The sequence below is a fragment of the Paenibacillus arenosi genome (assembly GCF_014841135.1).
Taxonomy (GTDB): domain Bacteria; phylum Bacillota; class Bacilli; order Paenibacillales; family Paenibacillaceae; genus Paenibacillus_B; species Paenibacillus_B arenosi.
The window spans coordinates 153,625-176,631 of the sequence record NZ_JACYTN010000004.1; the positions used below are offsets into that span (position 1 = coordinate 153,625).

18 protein-coding genes are annotated in these 23,007 nt (G+C 43.6%); 4 read left to right on the top strand and 14 right to left on the bottom strand.

All coding sequences use genetic code 11. From position 1 onward, the window contains the following. Positions 1 to 135: 135 nt before the first annotated feature. The 9 genes from IFO66_RS08895 to IFO66_RS08935 all read right to left on the bottom strand — a co-directional run bounded on the left by IFO66_RS08895 (position 136) and on the right by IFO66_RS08935 (position 12,377). Complete coding sequence (locus IFO66_RS08895; protein WP_192024813.1) at positions 136 to 414, bottom strand: hypothetical protein; 279 nt, start codon at positions 412 to 414, stop codon at positions 136 to 138. 234 nt (positions 415 to 648) lie between these two features. Next, positions 649 to 1,872 carry a macrolide family glycosyltransferase gene (locus IFO66_RS08900; protein WP_192024814.1) on the bottom strand — a complete coding sequence of 408 codons (1,224 nt, stop codon included), beginning with the start codon at positions 1,870 to 1,872 and terminating at the stop codon, positions 649 to 651. A gap of 391 nt (positions 1,873 to 2,263) precedes the next feature. After that, positions 2,264 to 3,481, bottom strand: a complete 1,218-nt coding sequence (locus IFO66_RS08905) for a VWA domain-containing protein (protein ID WP_192024815.1) — start codon at positions 3,479 to 3,481, stop codon at positions 2,264 to 2,266. 1 nt (position 3,482) lies between these two features. Next, complete coding sequence (locus IFO66_RS08910) at positions 3,483 to 5,861, bottom strand: DUF5682 family protein (RefSeq protein ID WP_192024816.1); 2,379 nt, start codon at positions 5,859 to 5,861, stop codon at positions 3,483 to 3,485. Beyond that, complete coding sequence (locus IFO66_RS08915; RefSeq protein WP_192024817.1) at positions 5,858 to 6,961, bottom strand: AAA family ATPase; 1,104 nt, start codon at positions 6,959 to 6,961, stop codon at positions 5,858 to 5,860. Before IFO66_RS08915 ends, IFO66_RS08910 begins: the two co-directional genes overlap by 4 nt. A gap of 69 nt (positions 6,962 to 7,030) precedes the next feature. Continuing rightward, a complete protein-coding gene (locus tag IFO66_RS08920) occupies positions 7,031 to 8,875 on the bottom strand; it encodes a HEAT repeat domain-containing protein (protein WP_192024818.1) in 1,845 nt (614 codons plus the stop codon). A 12-nt stretch (positions 8,876 to 8,887) separates the two neighbouring features. After that, the gene (locus IFO66_RS08925; protein ID WP_192024819.1) at positions 8,888 to 10,333 is read right to left on the bottom strand and encodes an SWIM zinc finger family protein; all 1,446 of its coding nucleotides are present in this window, start codon (positions 10,331 to 10,333) and stop codon (positions 8,888 to 8,890) included. Between the two features lie 231 nt (positions 10,334 to 10,564). After that, positions 10,565 to 11,497, bottom strand: coding sequence for a manganese-dependent inorganic pyrophosphatase (locus IFO66_RS08930; RefSeq protein ID WP_192024820.1), 933 nt, complete (start codon positions 11,495 to 11,497; stop codon positions 10,565 to 10,567). A gap of 160 nt (positions 11,498 to 11,657) precedes the next feature. Next, entirely contained in the window at positions 11,658 to 12,377 is a 720-nt protein-coding gene (locus IFO66_RS08935; RefSeq protein WP_225445616.1) for an MOSC domain-containing protein, read from the bottom strand. Positions 12,378 to 12,576: 199 nt separating this feature from the next. Here IFO66_RS08935 and IFO66_RS08940 point away from each other — a divergent pair, with 199 nt between their 5' ends. Next, positions 12,577 to 12,981: a hypothetical protein gene (locus tag IFO66_RS08940; protein ID WP_192024822.1), complete on the top strand. Its 405-nt coding sequence runs from the start codon at positions 12,577 to 12,579 to the stop codon at positions 12,979 to 12,981. Positions 12,982 to 13,040: 59 nt separating this feature from the next. Continuing rightward, positions 13,041 to 13,343: a hypothetical protein gene (locus IFO66_RS08945; RefSeq protein ID WP_192024823.1), complete on the top strand. Its 303-nt coding sequence runs from the start codon at positions 13,041 to 13,043 to the stop codon at positions 13,341 to 13,343. Here the strand turns inward: IFO66_RS08945 and IFO66_RS08950 are convergent. Beyond that, entirely contained in the window at positions 13,340 to 13,972 is a 633-nt protein-coding gene (locus IFO66_RS08950) for an HAD hydrolase-like protein (protein ID WP_192024824.1), read from the bottom strand. The two genes, IFO66_RS08945 and IFO66_RS08950, sit on opposite strands and share 4 nt — an antisense overlap. Positions 13,973 to 14,131: 159 nt before the next feature. Between IFO66_RS08950 and IFO66_RS08955 the strand changes: the two genes are divergently transcribed. Beyond that, positions 14,132 to 15,106 carry an aldo/keto reductase gene (locus IFO66_RS08955; protein WP_225445617.1) on the top strand — a complete coding sequence of 325 codons (975 nt, stop codon included), beginning with the start codon at positions 14,132 to 14,134 and terminating at the stop codon, positions 15,104 to 15,106. Between the two features lie 100 nt (positions 15,107 to 15,206). On the opposite strand, the gene IFO66_RS08960 is transcribed toward IFO66_RS08955, so the two are convergent. The 3 genes from IFO66_RS08960 to IFO66_RS08970 form a co-directional block, all read right to left on the bottom strand. After that, on the bottom strand, positions 15,207 to 15,989 hold the full coding sequence (locus tag IFO66_RS08960) for a thioesterase II family protein (protein WP_192024825.1): 783 nt from the start codon (positions 15,987 to 15,989) through the stop codon (positions 15,207 to 15,209). Positions 15,990 to 16,171: 182 nt separating this feature from the next. Continuing rightward, positions 16,172 to 17,350 (bottom strand): NAD(P)/FAD-dependent oxidoreductase, encoded by a 1,179-nt coding sequence (locus IFO66_RS08965; RefSeq protein WP_192024826.1) that lies wholly within the window; start codon positions 17,348 to 17,350, stop codon positions 16,172 to 16,174. A gap of 257 nt (positions 17,351 to 17,607) precedes the next feature. Beyond that, a complete protein-coding gene (locus IFO66_RS08970; protein WP_192024827.1) occupies positions 17,608 to 17,781 on the bottom strand; it encodes a hypothetical protein in 174 nt (57 codons plus the stop codon). Positions 17,782 to 18,100: 319 nt separating this feature from the next. On the opposite strand from IFO66_RS08970, the gene IFO66_RS08975 reads away from it, so the two are divergent. Then, the gene (locus IFO66_RS08975) at positions 18,101 to 19,099 is read left to right on the top strand and encodes a phosphotransferase (RefSeq protein WP_192024828.1); all 999 of its coding nucleotides are present in this window, start codon (positions 18,101 to 18,103) and stop codon (positions 19,097 to 19,099) included. A 93-nt stretch (positions 19,100 to 19,192) separates the two neighbouring features. On the opposite strand, the gene IFO66_RS08980 is transcribed toward IFO66_RS08975, so the two are convergent. Continuing rightward, positions 19,193 to 23,005, bottom strand: coding sequence for an S-layer homology domain-containing protein (locus IFO66_RS08980; RefSeq protein ID WP_192024829.1), 3,813 nt, complete (start codon positions 23,003 to 23,005; stop codon positions 19,193 to 19,195). Positions 23,006 to 23,007 lie beyond the last annotated feature (2 nt).

The window sequence follows — 23,007 nt, forward strand, 5'->3', positions numbered from 1 at the left end:
TGCTGTGCGCTTGCTAAACAACACAGTAAACTATCTCGTAACGTGAGGGTCAAGAGCGTATTTATCATCTGTAACTAAAAAAGCGAACTCATATAAGAGCCCGCTTAGCACGCCACATACTGTGGAACAAATCAACTATTTACCTTCCAACTTTATAGCATCGACGTATTGTTTGGCCTCTAATAAGGAAAGCCCCAATGTCTCTCTAACTCTTTTTACTGCAGTAACATTGTTGCCTTCATGAAGCAGTTGTCGCAATTCATTATGTAGTGGCTCTTCAGAGACACCAGATTGTTTAGACATCTGATCTAGCGTATACTTGATACCTTTTATACGACCATCAAGCTTAATGACTGCAAACAATAGATATATACCAATGAATAATATCAATCCTTCTACAAAATTAAATTCCATTACAATTCCTCCTCTAAATTCGCATATTTACACCAAATATACCGTATTTTTATTATTTTAATTTATAATTACTGTAATACAATATTAGATTTACTTCAAATATTTTCGAACATTTATCTCACATTACTTCTATAAAAAAAGAGCTGCGTTCACACCATTCCGGTGTAAAACAACAGCTCCAAAGCTTCCTATTTTCATAGATTTTGTGGCACAACAATGATCGGATATCGATTCTCACATAGAAGGCACACTTACTTTATGCAGTCGCTGTTCAATCAACTCCACTGCACGCGTAGTTCCTCCCGCTTCATCAATTTGCTGACTCATTTGCTTAACTCGCTCTAACATACAATCATTGCCCGCAACAGTCTTGACCGCTTCACGCAGCGTATCTACTGTGACATCCTCTGGCTTTAAATAATAACCCAATCCTAATGCTGCTACACGCTTAGCCGTTATCTCTTGTTCTAGCATCTGCGGAATGACGACCAGAGGGACATGATGCAGCATCGCCTCCATTGTGCTATTCATGCCGCCATGAGAAATAAATAACTTTGTATGCTTCAATACAGACAATTGCGGGACACTCTCATGAATTTCAAAGTTATCAGGGATATGCAGCAATTGATCACGATCTATTTGTTTACCGACGACTAGAACAACATGCCACGATGTATGACCGAACGCTTCTATACATTGATTGAAAAACTCCGGCCAATCATTAAATACAGTTCCCAGCGAGATGTAAAGGACAGGTCTTCCGTCTGCTGGCGGATTCCAACTCACTTGATTATGCTCTGTACGGAGACAAGGCCCTACGAAGTGATAACGCTCATCAAAGGTTTCTCCTGCGTAGTGGATCATTCGAGGCATAAAAATAATCGATAATTGGCTGCCGAATAGTAACGATTCCAGCGTTACCCCTTCGATCTGGAGACTATCAAGATATTGAGATACCCTCTTTTTAAAATCCTCCATTCCAGGAAGCTGCTTCGTGACCTCTTCTATACTGTCTTGCTTGCTTCTAGGGTAGGAGGAACAAAGCTGAATCGAAGGAACACCCCATTTCGCTGCTACCACACTACCCATCCAGGCCACAAAGTCGAACAATACCAGATCTGGGCGATCATCCACGTAAATCTCTTCTAGCTGCGGCAGCATTTGCTGAGCTTCTTGGAAAAATAGCTCCATGGGATCAAGCGAATTATCAATGCCCTGCCTTGTCAAAGCGATATTCGCTGGGATGACGGATTCATAAATACGCGCCTCCGCACCTGCTGCCTCTACAACTGGTGCGAACTCTTCCGTGACCACGTACGTAACCCGATGCCCGCGATTCACCAGCTCCTCCACAATTCCTAATGTAGGGTTAATATGGCCGTGAGCACGAATATTTACGACAGCAATATGTGTTCGCTGAGAAACATCACCTTTATAAGTAGTATAGGGATGAGTCATCTACATTCCTCCTTGTACTGACATGTACGACAATGTTTTTTGCTTTTAGAAATACAGTGAAGGTATTGAGCGTCGTTCGTAGGTGCGGCTTTGCAGTATAAACATATAGGGTAAATAGAAGGACTTGAGGTAGTGAACATGGAGGAAATAATACTAGAAGCGGATATCAACGAGTTCACACCATTTAGATGCGAGTTATGAGATGGACCAGATGAATCGGATCGTAGATTAAACATTTTCATCACTCTCCTTATCCAGTTCTACTATAAATTGTAATAAAATCTTTATCATCTTTCAATGCAAAAAGGCTGTCCTCTGATGACGAATCAGTGAACAGCCTTTAAACATTAATTAAAGTTATCCCTAACAAGAGAAGAGGAATAAACTGCTGCTATCTTTCTTTTGTCTTCTCCACTCGTTTCGCCAACTCGAATAGATCATAACCTTTTAAAGCACCCTCTACTAATTCTGGCAGCAAGGCAGGGGTACAAGCAAAACAAGGAGTACCGTCTTTGGACAGTGTCTTCGCTAAATTTTCATCATAATAAGGCTGACCTTGGTCAGACAAAGCAAGCAAACACATCGTCCTCACTCCTGCCTCACGCAGCTCACGCAAGCGACGAATTAAGGCACCGCGATTCCCACCCTCATATAGATCAGATACGATGATAAACAGCGTCTTTTTCGGTTCTTCGATAAAGGTTTCGCAATAAGCAACTGACTTATTTATATCTGTTCCGCCACCCAGCTGAATACCGAACAACATATCCACCGGATCATTGGCACACTGCTCCGTCAAATCTACGACCTCTGTATCAAAGACTACAACGCGTGTGTTCAAGGCTGGTATACTCGCAAAAATGGAGCCAATAACAGAAGCCCAAATTACCGAATCTGCCATTGAGCCACTTTGATCGATATCTACGATAACGGTCCATTCCTTACTGCGCTGTGCACGATCAAAGAAGTAAAACTTCTCAGGAATTATTTTTTTGCGCTCCCTATCATAATGCTTCAAGTTGCGCTGAATCGTTCGTTTCCAATCGATTCCGCTCACGGAAGGAAGCGGCGAGTGCTGACGACGATTTAACGCTCCTGTGACAGCACGTCGTATATCATGCTCCAGCAGCTTTACTAAATCATCTACAACTGTCTGAACAAGCATTCTTGCCGTTTCTTTCGTTTTTTCAGGAATCTTCCCTTTTAAAGACAATAATGTGCCGATAAGCTGAATGTCTGGCTTCACTTGGGCTAGCACTTCCGGTTCGAACAAGAGCTGCTTCCAGCCTTTTCGCTCCATGGCATCATGCTGAACAATGGACACCACATCATCTGGAAAGAAGGAACGAACATCTCCAAGCCACTTGGACAGATTCGGAGCTGATTTACCATTTCCCGCTCCTCGTTTCCCTATAGAAGCACCACCGCTTGATTGATCCAGCCCCTGCGTATCATCGTAAATTTCAGCTAGCGCTTGGTCCATAATTCGTTCTTCATCTGTTAATCCAGTCGAACCTCCTGAACCATAGTCCGCTAATTGCTGTTCAGCGGATTGACCGAGTATGAGCCGCCAACGTGCGATTGATTTCACATCTACAATTGTACTCATATTAAAAATCCTCGAAGTCAAAATCATTCAATTGTTGCAGCATGTTCGCTTCGTCCTCCTTCAACTCTGCACTGAGCACCTCTTCTACTTGCTCAGCTTGCACACCCCACAACTCGCCTAATAGCTCCGCGATCATAACTTTCTCTCGTGGTGCAAACGTACTGAATGCACGCCGCAAAAATACTAATGCACGAACAAACTCTTCATCTTCAAGAGATTCGATATAGTCATTTAGTTGCTCCCATAGGCTCATTCGCGACAACAGTGCATAACGATTGCGCATCGATAATCCCTCGAACCAACCTGCACCGATGTCTGCTGAAATACCAGGAGACAGACGGCGCGACACTTCCTCTGCGCATTGCTGAGCAGAGATCGCATTGCGTTCCATCAGTATCGCACAAGCGAAGCCCGACAACCGCGGATTACGGTCATCACGTTCTGCAAGCTTAGTAAGCTCCTGCAACCACAGCGCTTCCTCTACCTGATCACTGTGATCTAGTGAGACACTGTTCAATTCATTCATCGCTACAATCATAGATGTGGCAGCTTCGTCATTACATCCGCTCGCATCCAATAGAAACAAACAGGCGCGCATAAATAGTTGTTCAAGCAGAGGTAAAAGTGGTGACGTGTCGATTCGCCTCACATCACCATAGCGAATAATCATCGACAACTCACGCGCTGCGGCTGCTATTTGAATGACATCACGGCTGTCTGCCGCGATACGCTGCAGCGTCTGACGCGCTGCCTCCATCTGTGTAAGCATCGCACATTCACATGCAGTGCGTATAAGCTTAGACGCATCGGTAATCGTCGTACAAGCTTCCATTTTCTGCTGCAATACATAAGCAGATGCCACTTCAATCGTTTCACCGAGCAGCGTCGATTCGACGACTTCAATCTCTACCTCAGGCGACCATTGAAGAACCCAGTGTTCTGCCCAAGTCGCATTCTCTTGTCCGCTTGCGCGCTGTTTCGCCAACGAAATACCCAACAAGCTCAATCTATGAAATAAAGTGGAACGATGCAAATCTAGAAAAGCAGATTCCTCAGACTTGACTCGTCGATTTTCCCGTAAATCTAATGCTACATCAGTCGCTACCGTTGACTTATACTTCTCCAACTTCAACTGCTTAAGCAGCCGGTTCAAATCATCCTGGATAGGCGTCTGGCTAACCCCATCGGCGAGCAAACCGATTGCAGTTCCGACATCAACTCTAGCTAATGCCTCAGCAACAACTGCGAGTTCCCCGCGACCTAATAGCGTCTGCGCAGCATCGCGCAAATCACGCAGCGTTGGTGCACTTCCCTCGTGCAGCGCTGCTAAAGCATGAGCCAGTCGAACTGCCTCAATCACCTCAGCTGTGGAGCGATGTGTACCACTCTCACGCAGCAACCGTGCAACACTTGCTAAATAGTGTTCGGGCAGATCTTCTAGTGTGCCATCCATCATTCGCTGCCACATCATCTCATAATAATGGGGAGCATTATTTCCTGCACCATAACCAGACATCGTCGACAGCTTGTAATAAGAATACGGCATAAGTGTCAGTTTCGAGCTTCGACTTGGCAGTAATGCTAACTCCTCATCGGTCATCGCTGCCGATAAATCAGATAATGCTTCAGCATGATACGCACCACACACAACGACGATCTTACTCGGATCATGTCCGGCTGCAATCGTCTCCTTAATTTGCCGACGCATGTATGCCTCACGAATTGCATTGTAGGCATATTCTGTATGCTCATAACGTCGTTCTCTTGCTTCCGATAGGTCACGCATTTGAGCGGAAAAAGATAGAATTGCTTCTTGGTAAGCACCTGTATTCAAGTTGTGCTCGTAATAACGCTCCCAGTACATATCATAGTCGTACTCACCAGCCAAGGTGGCAATCCGTTGATAGATGGACGATTCACTTTCTTCGCCTCGCTCTTCTACAACTGTTCCACCAGCGTTACATTCTCCGTGTCCTTGTTCTTGTAATGAAGTGGATGCTTCATCCACTTCCTCCTTCGCTGACGTTGAAGACCTCACGCTTTGCAGCGCAAGCGTTACAGCTGTTGGCAAGTCAATAAAGGCTGCCATCGCATCATTTTCTTCTGCCCACTTCATCGCCTGATATTCCGGCGAATAGATAGCAAAGGGCCACATCGCTGTCCGCACGGGCAGCTCATCCGTAAACGCTAAAATTGCCACAGGCGGCTTCGTCACTCGATTCGTTAAATGACGTATCTCTGATGTAGCATCGGACGGCCCTTCTATGAGAATCGCGGTTGGACGAATATGATCCAAATCATCTAGCAAATGCTTTGCACCGGCGGGAGACAAATGACGCACGCCAAAAATGTGCACGGCCTCTTTTGCTACCGTGCTCACTCGTTCAACTCCTTACAAGCCGTATACAAGCCTCTCCATTCCGCTCCACGCTTCTTCATAACGTTATCAAGATACTCTTTCCAGACGAGCTTGTCTTTGACGTCATCTTTTACGATCGCACCTTGCAAACCAGCCGCTAAATCCTCATCCGTCAATTCACCACTGCCAAAGCTTGCCGCGAGCGCCATACTATTGGTTAATAGGGAAATTGCCTCTGCCGTAGAAATGACACCAGCAGGAGATTTGACCTTCTCCTTCTTGTCGAGTGTCATTCCGTTGCGCAGTTCACGGAAGATCGTAACGACTTTGTGCAGCGCCTCATCCGCTGGAGCAGCCGATTGCAAGTCATACGCAGCTGCGATTTCCTGCACTCGCTTCTTCACAATTTCGACCTCAGTCTCCATATCAGAAGGAGTAGGTAGTACAACAATATTGAAACGGCGCTTCAACGCTGCCGACATTTCATTAACACCTCGGTCTCTCGTATTGGCTGTAGCAATAATCGAGAATCCTTTATGCGCGCTTACTTCCTTACCAAGCTCAGGGACTGAAATGGTCTTCTCAGACAAAATAGAGATAAGCGCATCCTGCACCTCTGATGCACAACGAGATATTTCCTCAAAGCGTGCAATGCCGCCTGCTTCCATCGCACGCATAATTGGGCTTTGCACCAATGCCTCAGGTGTCGGACCATTCGCTAGCAGCATCGCATAGTTCCAGGAATATCGAACCTGCTCCTCGGTCGTGCCTGCTGTCCCTTGTACAACGAGACCAGAATGCCCATAGATCGCTGCCGTCAAATTTTCAGACAACCACGATTTAGCCGTACCTGGTTCACCGATTAGCAAGAGAGCACGGTCAGTTACCAACGTCGCGATCGCCATTTCTACTAATCTTTTATTTCCGATATATTTGGGCGTAATAACGGTTTTACCCGCCTTGCCGCCAGTAATAAACGTAAGTACTGCCTGCGGCGACATTTGCCACCCTGTCGGCACTTTGCCTTTATCGGCCTTGATTAGCGCTGCAATTTCATCCGCGTATAAGCGTTCTGCTGGTAAGCGCATCATATCTTGCGACTGTTGCTGAGTTGTTGACATATATTCATCTCCCGTTCTCTAGGCCATAGCTTACTTTTCCTGTGCTCGCACGTAAATAATATTTCAGAATTACGCTTTTTCTTCCAGATTAGCATCCGTTTTCATCCGATCCGCCACATATTCAAGTAATTCTAGGGATGAATGTCTGTGTTTCGGGAATACCGCGACCAAACGCTCATAGTAGGTTGCAGGAAGCTGATGCAATTGCTCCATTACCTCAACATCAATCACATCGCATCTCGTCGTTTCCATCAACGTCATCAATGCTTCCCAACGGACATGATCATCTACTTTCATACGTAACAATCCTCTTACCATTTTCTCCGCAAATTCATAGCTTTGTTTTAATGGTTTCACCAAAAGACCTGTTAAAAACTCCTCAGCTGCAGCATGTCCTGGGCGGGCAAAGGCGCAAACCAGATCAAATGCACGCCGCTCAATAAACCAATCCAACCAACGGTCATCCCATTCATCTGAAATTTGCTCTGCGGGGATCATCACTATTGAGCTTATCCATAATTCCGAACCGCTCTTCATCCAAGGAACCGAGTGAGTATTATATTCCCTTGTAACAACGATGCTCTCAATCGCTTCAACGAGCGCTTTCTGATACTTTTCCAATTCTTTCTTTGAACGCGGCTTGACGTCAACGTCCACAAACTCTACATATCGATCATAGAGCTGTGATGGTGACAGCAGACGATGCGAACAACGAAATGCTTGCGGTAAATACCTATTATCACGCCGTTCCAGTTCATACAGCTTGTACATCGCAGACTTAGTTCCGCATTTCTCCATATAATCAGCTGCATAATCAAATAAATCCGTCCATCCGAACTGTACATAGCATTCGTATCGTGTAATTACATCTTCAAGCAAGGTATATATCTCATCACTTTGTCGGTAGAGCAATGCCTTAAGAAAATTATAAATTCTTGACCAAAGAGCCTCCCGCTTCTTCTTATCCTCCATCACCACTGAGGCTTGCTTAAGCTCTAATTCCAGCCCATTTACCAGCATCGCGGTGAAATCAGCATTATCGCATTTACAAGCCGCCTCAAGCGCATTGTCCATATCCTTACCGGAAAACGCCTCATACAAGCGTGTTATTGCAGGCGAACTACCTCTTTTTGCTAAAGCATAATAGGTAGCTTCACGTACTGTCTTTTTCCTCTCTCTGGACAACTCCAACAGCACCGGCTCATATTGCTCATAGTCAGCTAAACGTTCAATCGCAGACACTTTTACCTCATCCGAACCAGATTGTGCTGCTTCGAGTACGAGTTCATTCATATCCGCTCCGCCAGCTACTGCGATAACATGCAGCTTTCTTGCATGTAATCTGCCTCCAGAAGCATCATATGTAGCTATGAGATGAGGAACAATCTGCGGTCCATAGGAAGGCAAAATTTTCTTTTCAACCAAATCAGCAAGTTCGCTATACGGATCGTTAAGCGCAGCAATTGCATGCGGCAGTAAGCGCATATCATCAAACATTTTCGCCTCAAATGCTTCTCTAACAATTTCATATCTCCCGCTTCCTGTCGTAGTGAGAGCTTCTTTCACAGCAGCCAACTTGCGAAAAGATAAATTAGTCGTTAAGGAATGTGGTAAGTTAGCCGTATCACGCAACTCCCCTTCTACCGAAGTCGTCCCCAATGTGCGAAGCACTGAACTTAACAGCAAACCCAAATCCTGCAACTTCTCCGCAGATGTACGCGTCTCTTGGGATTCAGGAGCAATAACCGCAGCAATACCTTCAGCCAACTTCTTAAACACAGGTGCCCGCTCACCAAGCTGTTCAAACTGTGGCAGCATTCGCTTGAGACGAAAATCTCCTGTTGCTAGGTCACTGCCCGCGATATATATCCTTCTTACTTCCTGATGAAGCTCTTGCAGCAATGCTGTACTCATCGTCATTCCCCCTTAATACAAGAGGCGGGTGATATCCGCGCCCTTAATAATAGTCAACGGCTGTGCAGCAAGGCGTCCGCTATCCTGATCATGCTCGAACATAACGAGCATGGTCATATCGCGCAAGTTCGCTTCTGATACGTGGGATAGCAATGGCACCGTCTTATGGCCAAGAGAGAACACATCATTCAACAATACATGCTGTCTCGCTTCGTCCATGATGACGAATTGACCTTGCTCCGTCTGACGAACCTCAGCAACATGAAGCAGCATGACTGGATTATGATCGCCGAGCGGATTTTTCAACTGATTCTTCACGAGCTTCACTGCATCCGCATAAGAACGATGAGCATTCGCATGAACGGGTTCTAGATCTTGTGAAACAAGCGGACGATGAATCATTTTCTCCCAACGCACTCTTCGATTCATGTCGCCTGGATAAAGATAAAGCTCACTCACAACCGCAACATCGAAGAAGCTATCTTCCTCTTTTATATATTTGCTAGCTTTATAGGGCCGATACTGAACGGTCCTATGAATCTTCCCGCTCTCCTTTTCCAGCCAATAACCCTCATCTACATATTCTTGCCTTCCCTTATCGTCATAGCTGATAAAGGCAAGCTGAATAAGCTCCACCTGCTCGCTCATTAATCCAAATTCCTTTAACTCTGAGAGCTGCCAAGCGTGACCAAGCCATTCTTCAATCGTCGATTCGGAATCAAGCTTCAGCTCGGGGTCATTCAGCTTCGCTGTCAGGTGAGCACGTCCTTTTTTAATAAGTGCATGAATAAGCGTTAACTGCTCCATGATAGATGTGTAGGCAGCTTCACGGTGATCTTCGTCACCTATTAAGACTGCTAAGCGACGCAGTTCCGTCTGTGCGCCCGTTAAATAACAATTGCCGAGCTGCTTCACATGCTCTTTAATCGTCTTTAATGTTTTGGAGTCAACCGTCCCTAAGCCACCGCGAATCAGCGAAAGAGCAAACATCTCCAGCAGATCAAGCCCTTCTAGCTGTGCTTGAATCTTTTTCTTTAAGGCAGATTTATTCACTTTTTTCACTTTAGGCTTTGTATCTTCCCCTGCGGCGACCTGCTCCGCCTTCTTCTGCTCACGCTTCTCTGCTTTCTCTCGCTTGGCTGCAATGTCTTCCGGCACATTTGCTTGTTCAAATGTCTCGCCACCGACATATGCATATAGCAAACCTAATGCATGCTTACAAGGAAACTGTCGGCTTGGGCAGGAGCATCGCATCACCGGCTTCTCCGGTTCTATAAAATCGGCAGAGCAGGCATAATTGGACTTGCCACTGCCAGCGCATTCACCAAATAACAACGTGCCGTCTTGCGATTTATTTAGTTGAACGAAACTTCGCTTTTTGACAAGCCCCTGTGCATTTTTAATGGCCGAAGCATTTAATGCTAATGAATCTACATAGCCTTCCGTTAATTCGATCACACCATTTCCCTCCTAGTCCCTTCTATGTACAAAGTGGAACTGTGAGCTATCGATAAACAATTCCATGTTTCTCCTTCTACATCGAACGTCTGTTTCCTTCCTATTTTTACAACTTTATATGTAAATATGAAAAAAGGCTGATTCCTGAATAGATCAGAAATCAGCCTTTCTTTTGTAACATTTATGAAAATGAGCCGCTACATACGCTGCATGTAATTGGCTTTCTAACTACTAGAGACTGTTGAACGCCTCAGTCAACACAGGTACGATTTGAGACTTACGGGATACAACGCCTTTAAGAACGGCTTTGTTGTCATCCAATGTAACATTGTAAGCTTTCTCAACTGCATTAGAAGCTTGTCCAACCGCAAGACCAACGGAATCATTGTTCAAAATGTCCGTAACGACGAACAAGAACAAATCCAAGCCTTTGTCAGCAACGATTTTGTTAAGAACCGCTTCTACTTCTGCTTGACGGCCCAATACATCGTTCACGTCTACTGCGTTTACTTGCGCGATTTCAACTTTAGCGCTACCCATTGTGAACTCTTTGGAGTCGATAGATACAAGCTGCTCGATTGTTTTGTCGCTAAGGTCCGCGCCAGCTTTCAACATTTCCAAACCGTATTGCTCAGCATCTACACCAGCGATCGCTGCAAGCTCACGAGCTGCATCGATATCTTCTTGTGTGCAAGTTGGAGATTTGAACAAGAGCGAGTCGGAGATAATAGCAGATAGCATCAAACCAGCTACTTCTTTACGAACCGCTACACCTTTCTCTTTGTAGATCTTCAACAAAATTGTCGCTGTGCAGCCAACTGGCTCTGCACGGTAGTACAATGGTGCAGCTGTTTCGAAGTTCGCGATACGGTGGTGGTCGATAACTTCCAACACTTGAACTTGATCGATATCGTTAGCGCTTTGTTGACGCTCGTTGTGGTCAACCAAAATAACTTGCTTCGCTTCACTAGCAACTGCCTCAACAAGACGAGGTGCTTCTACATTGAAATGCTTCAACGCGTAAGCTGTCTCACCGCTTACCTCACCAAGACGAATAGCTTCTACGTTCAAGCCCAATTCTTTTTTCAATTCAGCGTATGCGATAGCGGAGCAGATTGTGTCCGTGTCTGGGTTTTTGTGTCCGAAAACTAGAATTTTGTCCATTACTAAACTCCCTTTTTAGTCGATTTTAGCGATGTAAGTATACCTTAGATCTTTGTAGCCAATCAAGATTATACATGGAATCTTTGCTTATTCCTATACCTTTAGTAGGTTTTATTTTCCTATATCAAGAACTTTCTCTCAAAATGAGTAAATCACAGCTTTATACATTGGATATATACAGTTTATCGCCTTCTTGAATATGTCCTTCCTTCTTAACGGAGGCATACACACCAAAGTTCATATTCATTTCTGCGTTTAACGTTTTTAATAGGGACGAATCACGTTCCAGTGTAACTGGATCAAGTGTAGTAATCGCGCAGCGAGAGCATTCTTCATCCACTTGCAAGTGTACGTCCCCTACCGTAAGACGTTTACCAATCCATTCTATTTCCGATGCAACACCTTCTTCGACTGCAACAACGATGTTAGCCCGGAATCTGCGATGATCGACAGGCTTGCCCCATAAAGCTTCAAGCTTGCGCAAAGTCGCATCCGTTACAATAAGGATACTGGCCGCATCTACAGACATCAGCTGTGGATCAGTGGGATTCGGTGCTCGATAGCTTGTCATCGACATTTTTTTCTTCGAATAAGATTGAATCTCTTGCAGTAATCGTTCATCCCAGCCAAATGTCCTTCCATCTGGCCCAACGACGACAATACCGTCATCCACATGTTTGGCTTGGTAAGCAAGCATATTAGGAATTTGACGTGCGGTAAAGAAACTATTCCAGCCCTGCTTCGTCTCATCATAGAAGGCACAAAATCTATCTCCATACATGCCATACGATTCGATACGACATGAATCCAAGCGCTCACCCGCAAATGATTTAACAGGATATCGGTTAATTTCGATAATTTTCCCTACAATAGTAGCCAAGTTCCCTACTCCTCTCTGTACATACATGATGCTTAATCTACGTGTAACAGAACGATCATCTACGTTACTTTACTGCCATAATTTTTTCCCTACTGAATAAATAAAATGAATTCATGTAACTGGAATAGCCTGCTTCTATTATATGGCTGTCGCGGATCTTCGTACAATGTAATATCACATACAAAGGAGAGATATCAGTATGACTTATGAAACGATTGTTGCGCTCAAACCATTGCTACTTCGTATCTATCAGCTTATTAAGAAGCTGGATGATTCAGAACAGAATGTAGATGAAAGCTTGCTGGAAAAAGAAATAAAGACCATTCTCGAACAACAAGATAGAGGGACATTAATTTTCATAAAAACCGTAACGCTAGTTGGGCGGCATGAACGCGGTTATGTCTATACAAATTATAAAAATGACGATGGCTCTTCCTTCGAACAAGTTATTAAAATAAAAATCTCCGATTCTCCTGAGCAATTAATTCAGAAATACGGGAAATATCTTATCTATGACAAAAAAGAAGACATCATTAATCTGTTAGTTAGGAAATGGATTCAGCCATCTTTTATCGAAGGTATGCAAATTTTGAAACTCACGTAACATTGATTCAAGAAGTCGATATTACCCGATTATTGAACCTATATTGAGGAGGAAACAAGTTGATCGTCGAAATCAAATTTACCCATCACTCAAACTATATGGAAGTCAAAGAGGATCTCAATACGAATGCTCGTGCGCTCCAACGCGAATTTGATGATTTTTTATCTCATCTTAAAGGAAATAACTTCTTCCAAGAATTCCATGTATTTGTAGACCCTGAAGGTGATACCTATTCCCATTATGTAGGCGTATTTGGAGCAGAACATTTCATAGCGTGGATAAATGTAGAGAAATACGGAGAACAAGTAGCTTGGCCAATCAGTAAACCTGAGCGTGAGCCAGATGAGATTATTTATTTTTAAGGCTCTGTAATATTTAAAACTAGTTGTATTAACGATTCAGGAGAATGACAAATATGATCTGCGTCTTTTAACAGCTTAGCGGAATCGTATCCCCATGTAACAGCGACCATTTTCAACCCAATTTTCTTGCAAGCCTGAATATCTCGAAGTTCATCGCCAACATATCTAATATCCTGCAAATCTATATGATACTTCCGAGCAACATGCGCAATTGCATGATGCTTTCCAAATAAATTGGTGACGGAATGTACAAAATCAAAAACATGCAATTGATGCACTTCTAGAAATGGGCAAATAACATCCTGTCTATTAGAAGAGAGGAGTCCAAGCGAGTAGCCTTTCTGTTTTAAAAAATATAGTACAGAAATAATACCCTCAACTGGTTGAAGTTTGGCAGCTAATTTTCTATATTCTTTTTTGCCTTCAATTAGAAGAGCCGGCAATCTATACATGGGGATATTCAAAACACGCATTCGATCAGGGATAGACATTTCTGACAAATCATCGATTTCATCACTATTCACTGTGCGTCCACCATATTTCACTGCTAGCTTATTCAAAACATAAATGGCTAGCTCCTTAGACTGGACGAGCGTTCCATCAAAGTCAAAAATCAAATACGGTTTCATATCTCTCCTCCTCTTCTCATAATTTTAGCATAAATTTACTTTTGGGTAATCATAGTTTGAAACTCACTCAACTCCGTAGTATCGTAAAAAAGTAAAGGAATTATATTTTCAACAGCATCTTGAGTTCAAACATATCCACGCGATAAGGAGAGATTTCCGTTGCCAAACATCCCGTTAAATCGCCATAACATCCCAGCCACTCAACTTGTTCTAGGCTGCATGGGGCTAGGCGGAGCTTGGAATCATGACCCGATTACGAATGAACAGGTAAAGCAAGCGCATGCAGCAGTAGACGCAGCGCTATCGATTGGCATCAATATGTTCGATCATGCGGATATTTACACAAAAGGCAAAGCAGAGCAAGTATTCGGACAAGTACTGAAAGAAAGCCCTTTTTTGAGAGAGAAAATGATCATTCAGTCCAAATGCTGTATTCGCCCGAGCGAAGCACCTGGTATGCCTGGAAGATACGATGCGTCTGAGTCTCATATCACTACTAGCGTAGATGGAATATTACAGCGTCTAGGGCTTGAGTATATCGATATTTTATTGCTGCACCGTCCAGATCCGCTGATGGATCCAGAGGAAGTGGCGCGCACGCTCGACAAGCTTCATACAGCAGGTAAAGTGCGTTCGTTCGGTGTATCCAATATGAGCGCAGGACAAATTCGCTTGCTGCAAGCTTACAGCAAACATCCGTTTATCGTGAACCAATTGGAGATGAGCCTAGCGAAGATTGGCTGGTTGAATCAAGGGGTACAGGTGAATACAGATGCTGCTGCTCAAGATACGTTCCCAGAAGGCACACTTGAATTCTGCCGTCTCGAAAATATTCAACTGCAAGCATGGGGACCACTCGCTCAAGGTGTATTCTCTGGACGCAGCTTGGATGGTCAGCCTGAACATATTATCTCAACAGCTAAACTTGTACAGCAAATGGCTGCGGACAAAGACACGACGCCTGAAGCCATCGTCTTGGCTTGGCTTATGTTCCACCCTGCTAATATTCAACCTGTAATCGGTACGGTTAATCCAGACCGTATTCGTGCTTGTAAAGATGCAGGCAGTGTTGTGCTTACGAGAGAAGAATGGTACTCCTTGTACGTTAGCTCTCGCGGTGTGCCTCTTCCATAATTTATAGTATTACATTATTTTTATACTAAAAATGGTGCTGCCGTTATTCGAATACCTGAAGGCAGCACCAGATTACATGATGGAAGTCATTATTCGTCATTCACAACTTCACCACTTGCTCATTCATATAAGAGGGTTGAAGCTGTTGTTGAATAAATGATGTGAGGCGATTCATACTGTGATGAATATAGAAATGTTCCCCTTCCATCAAGTTCAAGTCAAATTGGCTGTCCGTCACCTCTCGCCACTGTCCAATCTCTTCGACAGAAACCAAAGGATCGTTTGTACCTGCAAAGGCAGTAATAGGAACGTTCAAACGTCCTTTATCCGTATAGCGATACGTCTCGCACAACTCTAAATCTGCACGAATGATAGGTAGTGCTATGTTCATCAATTCTTCGTTATGTAGTACCCATTCGGGCGTACCATTCCAGTTCTTTATAGTCTCTTTCAACTGCTGATCACACAACTTATGACGTTCTGTCTGCTCTCTTCTGGGCGTATGTGGACTACTTCGTGCAGAAACAAATAAATGCTCAGGTCGTAAACCATATTGCTCTTGCAAATGACGAGTCAACTCATAAGCAATTAAAGCTCCCATACTATGTCCAAAAAAAGCAAATGGCATTTCGCTTATTACCCGAAGCATCCCTTGTGCAATACATTTCACAAGTATATCGATTTGAGTAATAGGTGGTTCCATTAATCGTGCACCTCTCCCCGGAAGGTGAACGGAAACAACCTCAACCTGTGCATCAAAAGCATCTGACCAACTCCGATATAAAGAGGGGCTACCACCTGCATATGGAAAGCAAATCAATCGGACCGCTGCGTTGCTTTTTCGAGTCGTGCGATATAACCATGGATTTCCCCAATGCGCCATGATTTTAATTTCCTTTCCATTTCTCAGTCTCTGTAATTCGTGATCTTACACGATTTACTGTTTTTTGTCATTGATAGATTTTGTCGAGCTTTTTGCGAAAAAACAAATAAGCTAGCTATCGTACGAAGCGAATTTCGTCGATTGCTAGCTTTGTTGAATATAGTCGAATAAGTGCTTGTATCTTAATGAACATATGCAAATAAAGCCCGAATATGTGCGAGGTATCTCATCTTGCTTGCTTCTTTTATTAAAGATGCCGGCAATCCTGTGAATGGTATACCGCTGGCTCCAACCGATGCAATGGCATCCTTTCTACCTAAGCTGGCTATTTTTCCAGAGATAGTAGGCTTAAACATTTGCATGGAGTCATTGTTCAAATAAGCAAACATATTATATCCGACTGTTTCGCCCATTTGCCAAGCTAGTTGTGCAGATGGAGGATAAGGACGCCCTTTTTCATCATCTATAATCGCACTGTCCCCTACTACGAAAATAGCCGCGTTCGAAGTAGATTGTAAGTAGGAATTAACAATTGCACGGCCACGTTCTACCTTAATACCACAGTTTGCTACAATCTCACTGCCCTGTACTCCACCTGTCCAAACTAACGTGTTCGCTTGCATCGACTGACCGTCTTTTAGCAGTACCTTATTCCCTTGAACCTCAATAACAGGCGCTCCATTTATAAAATGCACACCCCGCTTCTTTAAACTGGTCTGTGCCCTTGTTACCAACCCGGCCTCAAAACCTTGTAAAATGGTTGGGGACGATTCGATATTATATAATCGTACATCCTGAGGATTGACGCCCATACTGGAGCACCATTTGGGCAGCATATCCGCCAATTCTCCTACTAACTCTACGCCCGTAAGGCCGCCTCCACCAACGATAATAGTCATGTCTGCTGTATCTTTCGTATTTCGATAAGCTTCAATACGACCTTTGATATGATTACGGATTCGATTCGCATCTTCAATCGACTTGAGCGTGTAGCTATTCTCCCTAAGCCCTGGAATCCCGTAAAAGGCTGTTTCACTGCCAAGCGCAATTACGAGCACGTCATATACATACGTTGTGCCGCTCTCCAGCTCGACCTGATTGTTATCGGGTTGAATGGACAAGACCGTATCCACGCATATGTCGACCTGCTTGCCTTGCAGCAATCTGTGCAAGGGAAGTGCTATCGCTTGTTCAGAAATAGTATCAGCCGCAAGTCGATGAAGCTCTGTCATAATTTGATGCGTCGGATAACGATTAACAACGGTAATGGCAGCTTCCTCGGCTGTCATATATTTGCGTAGTGTAAGAGCGCTAAGCAAACCACCGTAGCCAGCGCCTAGAATGAGTACTTTTTTCATCAAGAGTTCCTCCATCTCCTAATAAAATAAATGAATTGCGTCATCGTAATTTGGATTGGGTGGATGTTAGCGATGCTGCATTGCACCTTCATCAGCTGACATTGCAGATGATGTGATTATTTTCACTTTGAACATTGTGTGAACTTTCACTTACAGTAAATCATATCCATTTACCATTGTAAATAGTTATTTGTGATTTTTTTCTCAATATTGTACAAAAAGCAGGGAAGGATCATTTACTCCTCCCCTGCTCGCTCTATTTACAACGGATCTGCATGTTTCACCGCATGTTCCCAGCTAGGGAAGTAGAACAATGCACTTCTCATCAACTCGGGGTCACTTTGCTTCACTTGCTTTTTACTCACCGAACCACCATTTGATACGCGTTGACGTATTCGGGCGATCACCTCGTCAGGCTGTAAGGAAATATCCATCAGACTCACCTCCTCCTGCACTTTGTTATTCCCAATTGTACCCATCGGATCATTAAGCTATACGAAATTTGTCCGAGGTATGCAAAAAGAACCGAGGTTTCTCAAGTGATTTCCACTTAAGATGACCTCGGTTCTAAGCTTGAAATAGCTATATATTAGCGGCTTGATCAATAACAATCCCAATCCATTAATTGTAAATAAAAATCAAAAAAGACCTTATTCAACATCATATCTTAACAGAAAGAAATAGTCTATATTTTTGTATTTCTTTTCCTTATATTTAGGAAGCCGGCACAATTCAAATGATGGAGTGTTGCTCATGATGATGGCCTACCAATGTCACCTTAAACCAGATGATCTACAAACGCATGTTAAGAACATTTTTGGCACGAATTATATGGTCGAAAATATTCTTAGCATACAAGGCGGTGCACAAAAGGCAGTCTATAAAATTAACTGTACGAATCATTTTAGCTTTGTACTCTACGTCTGGGATCAAGCTATTAATTATTTTCAACAAGAAAGAGAAGAAGAGCAGCAGCGATTAGAGCCATACTGCGGCAGTCGATTATTTGCACAGAATTATAACTTCTTGCATCAGCTCAATGTTCGAATTCCTACTGTATACTATTTAAATCAAGACAAACTGCAATATCCATTCGACTTTGCGTTTGTTGAATATGTAGATGGCCAACCTTCAGATGCCTATTTCCAAGCTAATCATGATGTACAACATAAAATATTTACGAAAGCGAACGACATGCTTGCAGCCATTCATTCTAATCAAAGCAGTACGTACGGAAAATTAGACGAGCTTGGAAAGAACAACGAGCCTTGTCACCTATCGATCATGAAGAACGCACACAAGCAGCTTTCATTCGCTGCCCAATATGTAAACGATATAAGTGAACAGCAAGCACAACTATTGGATACTATTCACGAACTAGAATCGCGAATGAAACCGCGTCAGACGTACCATTTTATCCATGGAGAGCTTGGTCCCAACCATATCGTCATCAACAAGTTGCTTGAGCCATGCTTCATTGATATCGATGGTGCTATGTTTTTTGATCTTGAGTATGAACACAGCTTCATGGCGTTTCGCTTTGATGAACAATATTGCTATTTCAGAAATGATGCCTTAGATCGCAATCGAATGCTGTTCTATAAGCTGCATCATCATATTTCCTATACTGCAGGTGGACTAAAGCTGCTGCAAAGAAATTTTCCTGATCGGCAGTTGGCTGAAAGCATTGTTTTATTTAATTCCAAATGTGTACTTGAATTTCTTGGAGGCACGGAACATATGACGTTCTAACCATTCAAAATAACAAACCCGCAAAGAGCCAGTGCCATTGGCTGCTTGCGGGTTCCTTTATTACTTATTTTCCAATAATAAAACGATAGCGCCTTATTTAGAAATTAATTTTTCACCTTTTGCAGGTACGACTTCAGCCGTATGTGCTTGCGATGCTTCTTCAATATCACCATAAGCCCAATGCGTCGTTAACACATCACGCCATGTTGGCTTAGTCACTTCCAACAAAGGACCACGTTCCAACAATCTATTCACCAGCTTAACCGCTTCTGCTCTTGTAATCGAAGCATCCGGGCGATAGCTGCCATCTTTGTATCCATGAGCCGCTCCCGCTTCTACAAGCGCAGTAATATGTTTCTCAGCCCAGTGGCCTTTCACATCTTCAAAGCTGCTTGCTTTCGCTGCCTTTAGCTGCTTCCAACGAGCAACTGTAGCTGCCATCTCTGCTCTCGTAAGTGGACGATTCGGTTCAAATGAATCTTTACCAACACCGATCATGATTCCTTTCGCACTTAACGATTGGATAGCCGCAAATGCCCAGTTGCCCGCTTGAACATCCTTGAATTTAGATTCAGATGCTAGCGTTGATGCCGCTTTAGCTTCACTGAGCTTCCACAGCATTACAGCTAGTTCTGCACGAGTGATAGACTTCTCTGGGCGGAACGTGCCGTCTTTGAACCCTTTTATATATGGCTTATGCTGAACCGTCTTCACACCATGATTATGTTTATTTGAATCCTTGTCTTTATCTGTTTCTTTCGATCCTCCCGTTATCGGAGGTACTATACCGCCAGTGGAGCCCGTAGAACCACCACCGTTATTTACCGCATCCATTTTCACGATTGTAAATGTACTGAACTTATGAATCACGATAGACAATCCGATAACCTTGCCAGCAGCATCCCGCTCGATAACGCCTTGCTTCAAATCTTTACTGCCGTCACTATGCTGAATATACACATACAAGGACTTCAGATAAGCAGCTTGAGCTGCTGTATCAGTCGGAGCTTGCAGTCTATCTAATGGGAATACAAGCTTTGTCTCACGATCCGAATAGTTCGTTTCAACGATCATCGGTGTACCAACAAGTTTTACTTGTTTTGTTCCTGCTGTTTGTTTCACTAATGCATCATTTTTAGCCTGATCCGTTAACGCCTTCTTCTGCTGCTCTCCACGAATCGGTACAAAACGGAAGAACAGGTCATTACCATCTTGCTTCAATTGATGCAGCGTTGCTTTATTTAATACAACATGTGCCCCAGCAGTCTCAATAACCAAATTTAATCCATTAGCTAGAGGAGAATAAGCAGCAATTGGCACCTCTACTGCTACTTCATCTGCTGGATCACTTGGCAGATCAGCAGCGATAAGGCGTATAGAAGATTGATTATTCGCTTGTGCCTTCACACGTGCTGATTCCGTCTTAGCCGGATCAACGACTACTTTGTCTATTTTCGTACCATCTGACATCGTCTTGCGCGTAATGACGTTATTCTCTACGTCCTCAGCATCGTTCCCTGCCTGAATTGGTACCGTTCTAGAGCTATCTTCTTTTACAATTTGCAGCGAGCTCTTTTTCACAATTACAAGGAACGTACGCGTCGCTTTCACGCCATCCTTCTCAACAGTAGCGGTCATCCATACCGTTGTATCTTTATCTGGAGAAGGATTAATTTCTCCCTTTTCGTTCAACACAGCCGGGTCACTCGATGTCCACTTCACCGATGTGTTAAACTTGCCTGTTGTGGGCAGAATCACATTTTTCGTTACGCTTTCCCAGCTATCCCCGTTTGCATAGCCGATGGACAGTTCTTTTAATGCCTGAGCTACCTCGCTTTCCTTCGATTGTCGAGTCGCTTTAATGGTATATACCGTTTGAGTAAGTCCATCCTCAGCCGTCACAATTACTTTTAATTCGTTAACACCAATTTGCAATGGGAACGTATAGCCACCCGTTAACGGATTGTAAGTTGCTCCAATTACTGAGATGTTAGCATTTGGACTATATACAAGATCAGTGACGGACAATTGATCGCTTTCATGCCCAACGTTCACTTCGTATTCAGTCGTACCGCTAGAAAATGTAGGGCTTATCGTACCCGGTGACACTGCTGCATGCAGCAGCTGTGCATTTCGGCTCGGTTGTTTGTTAACATTTATCGTGTACGTTTTCTTCGTCGTGCCATCTGGCGCTGTGACTTCAACTTGTATGACATTGTCTCCCGTCTTCAACGGAATAAGGTCAGACGCTTGATTGCTGTTTACTTTTACGCCATTTACTTTCAATGTAGAACGGGGATCGTAAACAGCCCCTGTCACCGTAATGTTGTATACATCTTCAGTTACGGATACAGCATAATCGGTAATATTTTTATCGAATGCAGGGCTTAATGTACCTGGTGTTGTAAAAATACGAAGAAGATCCGCGTTGTTACCTTCTGTCACATCAAACTTCGTCGAGCTGTGGACTGCGCTTACGCCATCCACTTTTACTTTGATGTAATAATTCGCTTTATTTAACACATCTGTCACTGGTAATGTTACAGTCGCCTTGTTATTCGTTACCGCTCCACTTGCCGTTATAGCAGGGGACAGCGACCGTTTATTTTCGTCTACCAATTCCACTTGTACAGAAGCACCGTCAGGAACATTCGCTGTTTGAATCTCAATAGGGACGTTAATCGCAGTGCCCACTGCTACTTTATTAGGAACAGCTGTCACACTGGAGATGACAGGCAGTGCCGCATTAATCGTCGTAGTCGCACTTCCGACATTGGTAATCGTTTGATCCTTTTGCGATGTTCCTGTCAACGTAATCGTATCTGTTCCAGCAGCCCCCGCGGGCACCTGTACTTCCACCGTTACCGTTTTGATTGCTCCATTACCAGGGACAGTAACACTAGTTCCTTCAACAATGTTTACCTTCCATCCATTAGCTGATGTTGCGTATAAGTCAAATACATCTGCGTTATTTTGGAAGTTTTGAAGCTTAAATTGATAGGCCACTGTACTGTTTGGAGCAGTTGTTTGTGAAGGAGGCGCTATAATTTGCAAGGAGCCCGCAGTCGTCCACATTTCGGTAGATTGAATGACCCACTTTTCATTAGTGCCCAATGTTTGACGATTCCATTGCAATTGGTAGCCAGCATCGGTATTTTCCGAATTTACTGAATTCGACAACTGCCCATTACTTGCCTCCGAATTGCCCTTTCTAAAGTCCCCGCCATAGTATCGGTCAGCTGGAGATGTATTTTTACCTGCAAAGCCCATTAATCCAAAGCGGGACATATCATCATTTTTCACATAAACCATGTTCAATATGGGGTCCCAATAGGACTTAGCACTATCTTCTCCACCAAACATTGTATCTCCACCATGAAATAGCTTCAAATTGCTATATGTTTTGGAGGCTGACTTATTTTCAATTGACCATTCTTTTTCCATGTATCTTTCATTTTCCGGATAATAGATCGTCTGCTTTAGTTCCAATTCCCCAGAATCAAGCTGCCACGTTACTACAATTGTATGTGCATCAGGCATAGTAATAATACCTTCACCTAGCGGTACATTTGTCCCAGTTGATTGATAGCTAGCAAAGTAAGGGGAGAATTGTCTCGTAACTGTACCTGAATCGGTATAAAACAGATTTGTCCCCCAGGCTTTATTGTCAAAGTATTGTCCTACGTAGCCATTCCCCTGCCATAAGTAAGCAGTGAGTTCACCATCATTTTTCACGGTAACTTTTAATGGCTCCTGCACACCATTGATGAGTTTCCCACCAATTTCGCGCTGCTCTGCAGCAGCTTCCACCTTTGTTGCAAAAGGTGTTAACACGATTGAACTGATCATAACTATAGCTAACATAAATGCATATATTCGTCTTGGATTATGTTTTTTAAATGCCAATT